The sequence below is a fragment of the Olivibacter sp. LS-1 genome (assembly GCF_008245145.1).
GTDB lineage: Bacteria > Bacteroidota > Bacteroidia > Sphingobacteriales > Sphingobacteriaceae > Olivibacter > Olivibacter oleidegradans.
In genome coordinates this window covers 1,315,294-1,327,836 of the sequence record NZ_CP041643.1, presented here as the reverse complement: position 1 = coordinate 1,327,836, position 12,543 = coordinate 1,315,294, and the positions used below count along the sequence as shown (strand labels likewise).

Sequence of the window (12,543 nt, the reverse complement as noted above, 5' to 3'; positions counted from 1 at the left end):
ATATTAACATATTTATAATGTCAGCAAATACTGCAGCCAACAAAAGTACAGTCCGTAGATTTCGAAAAATAGCCTTACTGGAAGGGATTTCCTTTATCTTGTTGGTATTTATTGCCATGCCGCTTAAGTACTGGGCAGATTTTCCACTCGCAGTTAAATATGTAGGCTGGGCACACGGTGTTCTCTTTATTGCTTATGTATTTTCGCTAATTCAATGCTGGACAGAATATAGTTGGAAATTTGGAAGAGTCCTTTTATTTTTCTTTGCCTCGCTCTTGCCATTTGCACCATTTGTTGTAGAAAAAAGATTAAAGACCGAAGCTAACTAAATCTATACCAATAAACATGAGGGTCGGATCGGTTAAAATGCCCATATACGGAGCATTGATAGCTAGGTTTATATTTTTACTGGTGCTTTACAGTTTACTGAGGCTTGGATTTTATTTAGGCAATCAGTCGTTATTTCCAAACATTAGCACCTCGCAATTCAGTAGTATTTTTCTGGGTGGCATCAAATTCGACCTATCGGCTTTACTTTACATCAATATTCTTTACATTTTACTCCAGGTTCTACCTTTTCCATTTCGATATCATGTACTTTATCAAAAGGTAGCCAAATGGTTGTTTATCGTTACGAACAGCGTCGGCATTGCTGCTAACCTAATCGATATTGCTTATTATAAGTTCACGCTCAAGCGTACTACCGGTACTGTGTTCAGTCAATTTATCAATGAACAGAATAAATGGAAGTTAACGGTTGATTTTTTACTCGGCTATTGGTACCTCCTTATTCTATTTATTTTTTTGATTTATTTGTTTATTCGCCTTTACGATTGCATTCGTTTGAAGAATCCAATGAAACGAAATGCTCGGTATTATCTCAGTCATACGATTTTGTTTTTTGCTTTCGCTTATTTAACGGTTGTGGGCATGCGCGGAGGATGGCGCCACAGCACACGTCCTATCACATTAAGCAATGCCGGTGAATTCGTCCAGTCGCCCAATCAAATGAGCATCGTACTGAATACACCCTTCGCAATTATACGAACCTTAAAAGCAGTCAGTTTAAAACCGGTTCATTATTACGATGAGGCGACGCTTCAAGGGATATATAATCCGATTCACCTACCACACGATACAGCTGCCTTTAAACCGCTTAATGTGGTTTTTTTGATTATTGAAAGTTTAGGAAAGGAACATGTAGGAGCGTTAAATCGAGATTTAGCCAACGGAACCTATAAAGGTTATACTCCTTTTATTGATTCGCTGGTTGAAAACAGTTACACTTTTACACATACATATGCTAATGGGCGAAAGTCCATTGATGCACTGCCATCGATTATTTCCGGTATCCCCTCCATCCGGGAACCCTTTGTTCTTTCCGCTTATTCCGGTAACAAGACAACGAGCATTGCGAAATTACTGGCCGATAAAGGTTACGAAACGGCCTTTTTTCACGGAGCACCCAACGGCTCCATGGGATTTTCCTCGTATACAAAACTTGCAGGTATCGAGCACTATTACGGCAAAACCGAATATAACAACGATGCCGATTTCGATGGCATTTGGGGCATTTGGGACGAACCTTTTATGCAATTTATGGCTAAAACCATCAATACGTTCCATCAACCCTTTTTTACGGCTTTTTTTTCCTTGTCTTCTCACCATCCTTTTAAAGTACCGGCCAAGTATGCCGGCAAATTTCCGAGAGGGCCGTTGGAAGTGCAGGAACCGATGGGTTATACGGACATGGCATTGAGGAAATTCTTCGAAACCGCCTCGAGGATGCCCTGGTTTAAACAAACGCTTTTTGTACTTTGCGCTGATCATGCAACCGTTTCATACTTCCCCGAGTATCAAACCATCCCCGGTGCGTTTTCTATTCCGATACTATTTTATTATCCCGGAGGAAACCTAAAAGGAAAAGCCGACAAGCTTGTACAACAGATTGACATTATGCCCAGCGTATTAAGTTATCTACACTATGATAAACCTTATTTTGCGTTTGGATTCAATGCTTTCTCACCGCAAACAGACAATTTTGTCATAAATAATAATGACGGCACCTTTAGTCTTTATCATGGTGATTACCTTTTGCTAAACGATGGACAGGTTAGTACCGCTTTGTATAACCTAAAGGAGGACCGACTCACTAAGCATAACCTAATTAAGGACGAACCGATCGTATTGGCAAAAATGGAAACTTATCTAAACGCTTTTATTCAACAATACAATAACCGGATGATTCAGGATGAATTAACCTATCATCCGATCAAGTAAACTGCGTCTCACTTAGAGTCTGCCGGCACTTAAAGCTCATTGCGCCTCTCAATTAATAAGCTAAGTATTGATTATACACCTCTTGCATATACGCTTTTCCTTGATGAAGCAAATCTTCTTTACTGCGTTGGCACGAATCCAAACTCTTCTGGTAACTCATTACTTTTCCGACATTATCAAAAGCCACCCGGCAATGTCCATTCACCGCTCCCCAGCCGTCAGACCAACTGAAAAAAGCAAAGGGAACGGTACTGTCATTCAGCAAATCTCTGCTCCATGTATACGGTTTAGCGTCGTAGCCTAATTGGTTTAATAAAGTTGCCGCTAGATCAACTTGGCTTCCTATCTTATTGATTCGCTTTCCGCGATAGGCAGGTTGCAACGCATCTCCATACAATAACAAAGGTATACGATAACGCTTGGGGCAATTACTTTCCCATTGTTCCAATGGCAAACGATGGCCATGATCGGCCACAATAATAAAGAGCGTGTTTTTATACCAAGGCTTCGTTTTGGCTTGTTTTAAATAACTACATAAAACCGAGTCGGTATAAAAAGCCGTACTCCTAAAAAGATTGGGCAGATTATCCGTTCCAAAACGATGCACACCCGGTAGGTCAAAAGGTTCATGATTATTCAGCGTCAGTAAAGTAGAGAAAAAAGGTTGTTTTTCTTTATCGAGGCCGCGCAGCTGTTTACCGAATGTCGCATGGTCGAATACTCCCCATTTCGATCGGGCTTCACGATGTGGAAAACAGAGCTGGTCGACGATCTTCCTACATCCATGACTTAACATATAGCCTTTGAAGTTGTAAAATTCACTTTCTCCCCCATAATAAAAAGAAGTATGGTATCCCTTTTCTTTAAAATCGCTCATTAATGAAGGAAGCTCAGCCTGTTTTTGGATATTCTTTATAATACTTTTGGATGATTGGGTCGGAAAAGCACTCAAGATGGCAATCATTCCCTTATCCGTCCGATCTCCTGATGCATATATGTGATCAAACAATAAACCGTCCGCAATGAGCTTTTCCAAACCTGGTGCCACTCCCCTCTCACCTCCAAGTGATTGCACCAGATCGGCTGTAAAACTTTCCAGGATAATTAAAACCACATTGGGTTTTGATCGACTTAGAATTCGTGTAGTGTGCCCTGCTGTAGTTTTAAGTAACGGAGCGATCGCTTGCTTGGCCTCCGTATTTTTCATGCTGATATAAGGATTACGATGTAATCCGCCGGCATGTAAGATATCATTAATAAAATACCAAGATACATTGGTAGCTGCATGGTTGGGGAAGGCATTGGTAGCGAAATAGACCATAGACGGGTTTAGCGGTGTCAGCCCCCATCCTCCACGTATTAATAGAAAAACCACGGATAGAAGCCCCAGCGATGTGAAAGTTTTTTTATACCATTTGTTTATGCCGACAAAAGTGCATTGGTAAATCTTCATCCATCTAGCCAGGTAAATGCCAAGACAACTTAAACTCAGCAATAAGAGCGAGGATAAAAAAATAGGAGACGAGGCGGCGGAAGCAATGGCTAAATGAGGTGAATCTAAAAATAAATCGACCGCCTTGTATGATATTAATGTATCCCATTCCCGGTAAATATTAAAATTAATAATATTGATCAGGGAGCAAGCGATTACTACGCTCCATACATACAGGCGAGATAGACGTTGAGAAATATGCAAGCGATCAACCCAGACCCTCAAAATCAGCACTAAAGTGGGGATGGCACAAATATAAGCAGCCATGGAAGCGTCCATACGCATCCCATATGCAAATATTTTCAGGACTTCCATCCAAGGTAACAGGTGGAGTTGTTCGTGAAAATAAGCCAGAAAAAAGGCTCTACAAAGGATAGCAAAAAGCATCCAAAAGGCGAAGTATCGCCATAGGATGCCGAATAATTTATTCATGAAAATATTAAAATCTTCTTAAGGTCTATCGCCGGCAAAAGCGTAAGTAATTTCGGTCTTTCCGTGAGGAACCGGATTCCCGTTATCATCAAGATTTACAAACACCAATTTATCAATGGTCAGGATACTCTTTCTTGTAATTTTGTTCCGTACTTCACAGGTCAGCGTAATTGAAGTAGTTCCAAAATGTGTAGCTTGAATACCCAATTCAATGATATCCCCAGCCTTTGCAGAACTCACAAAATTAATCTCCGAAATAAATTTCGTCACAACTTTGGAGTTCCCTAACTGCACAATGGCATAAATCACAGCCTCCTCGTCGATCCAGCGTAACAAGGTCCCGCCGAACAGGGTGCCGTTTGGGTTTAAATCTTCGGGTTTTACCCATTTTCTTGTATGAAAATTCATGTGTTAAAGGAGTAAGTTAAGGTGTAAGAGATAAGGTGTAAGGTATAAAGCGATGGTAGCCTTACCGTAAACCTTACACCCTACGCCTTTTACCTTACTAAATATGAATTGCTCTATTTCCCGTCGCTGCTAGAGCTGCTTCTTTAAATGATTCAGTAAATGTTGGGTGTGCATGGCAAATACGTGCAATATCTTCCGCTGACGCACGATATTCCATACCAACAACTGCTTCTGCAATCATGTCGGCCACACGTGGTCCGATCATATGAACGCCTAAAATTTCATCGGTACCGGCATCGGCTAGCACTTTAACGAAACCTTCGGTATCCATGCTTGCGCGTGCTCTCCCACTTGCTTTGAAAGGGAAAGACCCGGCTTTATACTTTATACCGTCGTTTTTTAACTGTTCTTCGGTTGCACCTACGCTGGCAACTTCCGGCCATGTATATACGACACCGGGAATAAGATTGTAATTGATATGTGGCTTTTGCCCGGCAATGAGTTCAGCAACATAAACACCTTCCTCCTCCGCTTTATGCGCAAGCATTGCCCCTCGAATCACATCACCAATTGCATATATACCGGCAACAGGCGTTTCCAAGTGCTCATTAACCGGCACTTTTTTACCTCGTTCTTCTAATTTAATACCAACGGCATCCAAATTCAAGCCTTCTGTATAGGCTGTACGTCCTACGGCTACTAAGCAGTAATCGCCCTCTACTTTTACCGGATTTCCTTTTGTATCTTCAGCAGTTACGGTGACTGTTTTTCCCTTTACACTTGCTCCGGTTACTTTATGACTTAACAAGAATTCAAAACCTAGATTTTTTAGCGATTTCTGCAATTCCTTTCCTAAGCCTTTATCCATTGTAGGAATAATGGAATCGAGGTACTCGATCACCGTCACTTTCGCACCCAAACGTGCATATACCGATCCCAGTTCCAAGCCAATAACCCCTCCACCGATCAAGACCAAATGTTTTGGCACTTCAGTTAGATTAAGTGCTTCTGTTGAGGTAATGATTCTTTTTTTGTCAATGGTAATAAAGGGTAATGATGCCGGTTTTGATCCCGTTGCAATAATGACGTTCTTCGTGGTAATTTCTTCCGTTGTTTTATCATCCTTCGTAATTTTGATGGTATTCTTGTCAACAAAAGAACCAACTCCTTGATAGGTCGTCACTTTATTCTTCTTCATCAGGAAGGTGATTCCTCCGGTTGTTTGCTCCACTACACCGTTCTTCCTTTTGATCATTTGCTTTAGGTCGACCTTCAAGTTACTCAGATTGATACCATGTTCTGCAAAATGTTTATTCGCGTTGTGGTAGTGTTCACTCGAATCGAGCAAGGCTTTGGATGGTATACATCCGACATTCAAGCAGGTACCTCCCAAGGTACTATATTTCTCAATAATGGCTGTTTTTAACCCTAGTTGACCGCAACGGATAGCGGCTACATAGCCTCCGGGTCCGCTGCCTATTACTACGACGTCGTATTGCATGGATATAATTTATTTTCTTATCAATTTACAGATATTTTGCCAATTTCTGTTCACGAGCAAACAAAGTGAAATTGACAGTCAAAGGTATGAATTCTTACCGCTAATTCCTTATAAAAGCGTGAATTGAATGATAAAACTTGGATAATTTGACTTTTTTATTGACTATCGGATTGTTCATTCAAGACCATGCGCTTTTAGAATCAACATATACCTTTTCTCATAATTTGCATAGTAACTTTGGTGCAGGCCAAGGTAGCTAAAAAACCGGTCTTAAATCATCCATTCTTATCTGTATGAATAGCTTAGCTTCATAGAAAAAGCCCTGTAAGTATGACACTTACAGGGCCTTTAAACTGTATATTAAGTTCTATTCAGCTACGATTTTACCTTGCATCGTTCCCCAGTGTCCGGGGAAACTACATATAAATTCGTATACACCTGCTTTTGGTAAGGTAAATTCGATTTCATCTGACTGACCTGGACCTAAAAGCTTCGTATGGGCAATAATCGAGGAAGCAAAAGTAGAAGGGATATATTCATCATCCTTCGCTTTGAAAGCTTCTCCTCCAAAGGCCGCGATGTCAGTACCTTGATCTAAGACAACGGCGTTATGTCCCATTGACTCGATCGGTTGTTGTCCAACATTCTTCAACGTAAGTTTTACCTTTTCTCCGGCCTTTACTTTGAACAAATCCTTATCGAAACGCATGTCATCAGAAGCCTGAAGCTCGATATGGCTTGTTACCTGCACATTTTCTATACCGGGAACAGTGGCAGCAGCCGGAGTCTCTGCCGGGGTACTTGAAGCAGCCGTCTCTTCATGTTCGTGGGTAGCATTTTTATTCTCACCTCCACCACAAGCTGCTAAAAACAATGCCGCCGCTAAAGCCGGCACGATAAATACTTTCTTCATTTCTTTTCTTTTTTGTTTTTCTTATTAGCTAATTACAAACTTATTAATAATTTATCAAAATCCTTTTGCTTCTCTTGAAATTGTACCACATTAAGCTTTTAGGTGTTAGCAATTAGGTATTAGCTTTCGGATGTCAGCTATCGGCTCTAGGGTATAAGGTTTGAGCACGTCACCAACTATTTTCCTACTTAACCACTTAACCACTTAACGATTCAACTATTAAAGAATAGGATGTCGCTCAAAGGGCTTCGTCCGATCAAATAAATAACGATAAGTGTGATGCGTCTTATAAATGTGGGCGCCGATTTGCTGCGCCAAATTCATCATCTTGGGATTAAAATCGCCTATCCAATTCATTTGTAACTCTTCGTAACCGGTTTTCGCTTTTTTGTTAATAAATACACGGGCCGACTCCATTACCAAACCCACCTCTACCCCTTTACGCTGATGTTCGGGCACAATACCGAAAACTATACCGAAGAGCGTTTTGCAACGCTTAAACCATTTATTCCAAAGCAAAACAAACAGGCCTCGCAGCCCAATTTTCCCCTTTACATATTTCACTAATAGCTGGTTTACATCGGGTATGCTAATAAAGAAGCCTACAGGTTCTCCTTCGTAATAAGCAAACCATAGTCCGATCGGATCAACGATCGGTTTCAAATTCTTCATTAATTTGTTAGCCTGCTCTTCTGTCATCTTTCCTACGCCATCATGGTTCACCCAGGCCTTATTATAAATCATTCGAAACTGTCGCGCTGCACGATCCAACTCGTGTCGCTTTACATGATCAAAATGGTAACCCTTCATTCCCAGGACACGTTTAGCCTTGGCCGCGTATCGATCATCTATGTTACCGTCTGTTAACCGTCTATAGGTATATTGTTTGAAATAGGTCTGAAAACCATAAGCTTCAAAAAGTGTTTGGTAAAAGGGCGGATTATAATTACTGCAATAGCAGGGTTCAACAAAACCGTCAACGAGCAGTCCCCACCAACGCTCCCTACTCCCAAAATTGATCGGACCGTCCATCGCTTCCATCCCTTGCTGTTTCAACCATTCCTTTGCGACGTCAAACAAGGCGAAGGCAGCCTCTTGATCATTAATGCATTCAAAAAATCCACAACCTCCCGTGGGTTGCGCATAGCTTTTGGCACTTATGGTATCAAAAAAGGCCGCTATTCGTCCGATTGCCTTTCCATGAGAATCAAACAAGACCCATCTGCAGCAATCGCCGATGGCAAAGAGGCCATTTTTTTGTCGGTCAAACACACTTTCTACATCTTCATTTAGCGGTTGTATATAGTTTTTATCAGAAGCATATAAAGACAAAGGTATTTCTAGAAAAACTTTAGCGAGTGCGGGAGTATCTACCTTTTTAATTTTCATTGGAATAAATTTGCTTTTAATGGCAATGAAGCTTGCATAAATTATTCACTGTCTTCTGTTTATAACAATTTATGCAGGTTTCATTCCTTTTTTATACGTCTACAAAACCATGGAAGATATATAATTTTGGCCCATGCTTGCAACTCTTACTTTATAGTCAGCTCACGAAAACCAGTCTGTTTTAAAACATAAGCGGTTAAGGCACTTTATCTTGTATAAATAAAAAGATTTGAAATTTGTTTTTAAACGAATAAAGATAAAAAAAATGCAACGTTTTCCGACTTTATGCGTCTTATATAAAAATCACGCTACATTAGAAGCGATAAAAACAAACCAATAGATACATGAAGGATACCGCTTTGCACTTATCGGGACGCAGTTGGTAAACCTCATGACCACTTAAAACAGTATTTAAATGAAAAGGTTATTCGGATCACTCGGATGGTTAGCAGTATTACTGCCTTTTATGTGCATGGGTATAGCACATGCAACCTTATTAAACAAGCTCGATGAAGAGCGCCGGGATGTTAGCGGTTTTAACAGCATACAGAACAGCGGGAGCTTCCACGTGTACATTAAAATGGGAAATACCGAATCGCTCAAATTAGAAGGCGATCCGGAAACCTTACAAAATGTAGAAACCGTAGTAGAACAGGGAGCACTTAAAATCCGCATGAAAAAAAACCTGAATTGGTTTTCGATCAATAAAGGACATGTATCGGTGTATATCACCGCTAAGCAGTTAACCGGCTTATCTCAGAGTGGATCAGGAAAAATCGAAGTGTCCGGTACAATTACTTCGCCGGCACTTGACGTGAAAGTAAGTGGATCCGGCAATATATCCTGTACGGCCAAGGTAGATAATTTTGTTGCTGCTATCAGTGGTTCGGGACAACTTGATATTCAGGGGTCGACTGAAAGTAACGACATCCGGATTAGTGGTTCGGGCAAATTTAACGGGGCAAAATTAACGGCTAATAGCACGAATGTTAACATTAGTGGATCAGGTGATGCCTATGTGTTTACCAATCAGGAATTAAACGCCAAAATCAGTGGCTCCGGTTCCGTCCATTATGCAGGAAATGTAAAAAGTGTGAATGCTTCCACCTCCGGATCAGGCAAAGTTAGAAGGCTATAAGGGGTGTGGGGTATAAGGTATAGGGTGTAAGGTATAAGGGATGAGGGGCAAGGTATAAGGAGTAAGGTATGGGGGTAAGGTAAATCCCCCCTGCTCATTGCTCTATTAAGTTATTTGGCAACTCAAGCCTGACTAGTTATAAGTTCTACGTTATAGGTTGTAAGTAAGGGTCAGTGCTACTCGTAACCATCATCACATTGGCTGATCCTATATCTTACGTCTACGATCAACCATTTCCCTACTCAACTATTTCCCTACAACTACTTCACTAATTAAACTTCAACGCTTTTCCGAAATTATACCGAAGCTGGATCATTTGTTGGTTGCTGATCTCGCCTGGTGTAAAGTGCAAACTGAACATAAAGAAACCTTCCACATTTCCTTTTCTAAACGGTCGCCAGCCAAGATCCAATCGATCGTAGCTATCTTTCGTGTAAAACCGGTCTCCGAATAGGATATCGTGTGCCTGCCCTTTATAAAAGGTATTATGTATAAACCAGGATCGGTAGGCGGCATGCAGGTCAGCAATGAATCCTTTTGGCGTACGGGTGTCATACTCTCCCCTTATACGATCCAATGATCCTAAACCACCGGCCGCAATCGTCAGTGAATCCAGCACCCATTGATCGCTCAAGTCGGCCCCGATCTGCAAAAGAGCAACCATATTATCCCGCACGGGGAACTCGCCATTAGACGTATTGGCCGTATGCAGCATACTTAAATAATGTGAAAAGAAAAACAGGCCAGTTTGCGCTCTTCCGGACAAGCCAACCATAAACTGCTCCCTTTTTTCAGCTGTTTGCCTACTGGTCCAATCAACCCATATCTGCTGATGGAAACTTCCCTTTCGATAACGGAAAAAGAGCCCTTCTATATTAGGCCGGTAATACATTAAGGTATCGTTCAATACGGCACGAGGATAGTCGCCCAATAGTTCGAAGCGCGGAAATGCACCAATATAAAAGGACAAGCCCCTGTTTTCGTAGTTATAGTAAAGGATTGGATTTACTTTTTCGCCAAAAGGTTCCGCACCAAACTCCTGTAAAAAGTTGACCCCAAAGCGGATACGATGCGTACTATCAAGCCGAAGCCCCACTTCGGGAGCAAAACGCATGCCCAGTATCGACTGTGAATGGAGCTTCGCATTTAAATACTCTCGGTTATCAGCAAAGCCGAAAGCCTTCACCTGCCATTCAAACTCCTGTTGTCCTCTCGAAACAAAAAATGAAAGGCAATATAAAGTAACCAGTACTAATTTTTTCATATTCTATAATGACACCCTTGGCAAGTTTCTATAGTTTGCCCGGGTAAACAAGCTGCGCCAATAATTCAACGAAAGGTTCTTGATGATCATTTAATATAGACATTCTCAAAAAAAAGCGGTTGAATAAATTCCAACCGCTTTTTAAAAGATAAGCTTTTTATTAAATGCCCAATAATAAACGAGCAGGGTCTTCCAACAATTCCTTCACCCGAACCAAGAAACTAACAGATTCCCGTCCGTCAACGATGCGGTGGTCATAAGACAGGGCGACATACATCATTGGGCGAATCACGACCTCACCATTAATGGCTACCGGACGTTCCACGATGTTATGCATTCCTAGGATGGCTGATTGAGGGGCATTGATAATCGGTGTAGACATCATGGATCCGAACACACCACCGTTGGTGATGGTAAAGGTACCACCGGTCATTTCATCAATAGTCAATTTGTTATCCCGCGCTTTCAAGGCCAAATCGCGAACTGCTTTTTCGATTTCGTCTAGGGTCATGGACTCTGCATTACGGATTACCGGTACCACTAAACCTTTCGGTGCAGAAACCGCGATAGAGATGTCCGCGAAATTGCTATATACAATCTCGTTATCCTCGATCCGTGCATTTACTGCAGGCCACTCCGCCAAGGCCGTCGTTACGGCTTTCGTGAAGAATGACATAAAGCCGAGGCCCACACCATATTTATCTTTGAATTTATCCTTATACTTTGCACGCAGATCCATGATCGGCTTCATGTCCACTTCGTTGAAAGTAGTCAGCATCGCCGTTTCATTTTTAACAGAAACTAAACGCTTGGCTATCGTCTTACGGAGTGAAGACATTTTCTCCCTACGTTCATCTCTCGAACCGGCAGCAGCTTTAGGTGCTGTTGTCGATGGTTCAGCCTTAGGAGCCGACGCTGTCGCTGCCGGTTTTGGCTCAACGGCCTTTTTCTCCGCTTTTAAGGCATCTTCTTTTGTAATACGTCCGTCCTTCCCGGTTCCTTTAATGGTACTTGGGTCAATTCCTTTTTCCTTTAAAATCTTAGCAGCAGCGGGTGAAGGTGTTCCGGCAGCATAGTTTTGTTCCTTTTCTTCTTCCTCTTCTTTTGCTGTAGCCGGAGCTGACGCGCTGCTTGGGGCCGCAGCTGCAGCGCCCTTACCAGACGGAATAATCTTACATACTACTGCACCTATAGCAAGGGTATCACCCTCTTGTGCAACAATCTGTAAAGTCCCTGCTACCTCAGCAGGCAGTTCGAAAGTTGCTTTATCAGATTCCAGTTCCGCCAAATCTTCATCCATCTCTACGTAATCACCGTCCTTTTTCAGCCATTGCGACAAGGTCACTTCGGTGATCGACTCGCCCACAGTCGGCACTTTAATTTCAACAGGAGCTCCGGTTGAACCATTATCTTGAGTGGCCGGTTTTGCCTCCGGTGTAGCCGTTGGTGTAGTATTATTTTGTGTTGTGCTTGCGCCTTTACCATCTGCCTCTTCAATGGTGCAGACAACCGCACCAATCTCCAAGGTATCCCCTTCTTTAGCAATAATACGGAGTATCCCAGCCTTTTCAGCCGGTAATTCAAAGGTGGCTTTATCGGATTCTAATTCAGCCAAATTTTCATCCATTTCTACATAGTCGCCATCTTTTTTCAGCCATTGAGATAAGGTAACTTCCGTTATCGACTCGCCTACGGCTGGAACTTTTATTTCTATTGCCATAATCTT

Annotated in this window: 10 protein-coding genes; 3 read left to right on the top strand and 7 right to left on the bottom strand. The window is 41.8% G+C overall.

All coding sequences use genetic code 11. The features are described 5' to 3' along the window. Nucleotides 1-17 precede the first annotated feature (17 nt). Both FKG96_RS05410 and FKG96_RS05405 read left to right on the top strand, forming a co-directional pair. A complete protein-coding gene (locus tag FKG96_RS05410; protein ID WP_130854414.1) occupies nt 18-329 on the top strand; it encodes a DUF3817 domain-containing protein in 312 nt (103 codons plus the stop codon). A 16-nt stretch (nt 330-345) separates the two neighbouring features. Beyond that, nucleotides 346-2,280 carry an LTA synthase family protein gene (locus tag FKG96_RS05405; protein WP_130854415.1) on the top strand — a complete coding sequence of 645 codons (1,935 nt, stop codon included), beginning with the start codon at nt 346-348 and terminating at the stop codon, nt 2,278-2,280. Between the two features lie 52 nt (nt 2,281-2,332). Here the strand turns inward: FKG96_RS05405 and FKG96_RS05400 are convergent, their stop codons facing one another. From FKG96_RS05400 to FKG96_RS05380, 5 genes are all read right to left on the bottom strand, one after another. Then, the gene (locus tag FKG96_RS05400; protein WP_130854416.1) at nt 2,333-4,204 is read right to left on the bottom strand and encodes an LTA synthase family protein; all 1,872 of its coding nucleotides are present in this window, start codon (nt 4,202-4,204) and stop codon (nt 2,333-2,335) included. Between the two features lie 18 nt (nt 4,205-4,222). Next, nucleotides 4,223-4,612 (bottom strand): acyl-CoA thioesterase, encoded by a 390-nt coding sequence (locus FKG96_RS05395; protein WP_013664977.1) that lies wholly within the window; start codon nt 4,610-4,612, stop codon nt 4,223-4,225. A 97-nt stretch (nt 4,613-4,709) separates the two neighbouring features. Then, the gene (lpdA, locus tag FKG96_RS05390; RefSeq protein WP_013664976.1) at nt 4,710-6,113 is read right to left on the bottom strand and encodes a dihydrolipoyl dehydrogenase; all 1,404 of its coding nucleotides are present in this window, start codon (nt 6,111-6,113) and stop codon (nt 4,710-4,712) included. Nucleotides 6,114-6,480: 367 nt separating this feature from the next. After that, nucleotides 6,481-7,026: a plastocyanin/azurin family copper-binding protein gene (locus tag FKG96_RS05385; protein WP_013664975.1), complete on the bottom strand. Its 546-nt coding sequence runs from the start codon at nt 7,024-7,026 to the stop codon at nt 6,481-6,483. A 219-nt stretch (nt 7,027-7,245) separates the two neighbouring features. Beyond that, nucleotides 7,246-8,415, bottom strand: a complete 1,170-nt coding sequence (locus FKG96_RS05380) for a hypothetical protein (RefSeq protein WP_149105177.1) — start codon at nt 8,413-8,415, stop codon at nt 7,246-7,248. 415 nt (nt 8,416-8,830) lie between these two features. On the opposite strand from FKG96_RS05380, the gene FKG96_RS05375 reads away from it, so the two are divergent. Next, nucleotides 8,831-9,553: a head GIN domain-containing protein gene (locus FKG96_RS05375; protein ID WP_130854418.1), complete on the top strand. Its 723-nt coding sequence runs from the start codon at nt 8,831-8,833 to the stop codon at nt 9,551-9,553. A 268-nt stretch (nt 9,554-9,821) separates the two neighbouring features. On the opposite strand, the gene FKG96_RS05370 is transcribed toward FKG96_RS05375, so the two are convergent. Both FKG96_RS05370 and odhB read right to left on the bottom strand, forming a co-directional pair. Then, nucleotides 9,822-10,817 (bottom strand): hypothetical protein, encoded by a 996-nt coding sequence (locus FKG96_RS05370; RefSeq protein WP_149105176.1) that lies wholly within the window; start codon nt 10,815-10,817, stop codon nt 9,822-9,824. 160 nt (nt 10,818-10,977) lie between these two features. Next, nucleotides 10,978-12,537, bottom strand: a complete 1,560-nt coding sequence (gene odhB, locus FKG96_RS05365; RefSeq protein WP_130854420.1) for a 2-oxoglutarate dehydrogenase complex dihydrolipoyllysine-residue succinyltransferase — start codon at nt 12,535-12,537, stop codon at nt 10,978-10,980. Nucleotides 12,538-12,543 lie beyond the last annotated feature (6 nt).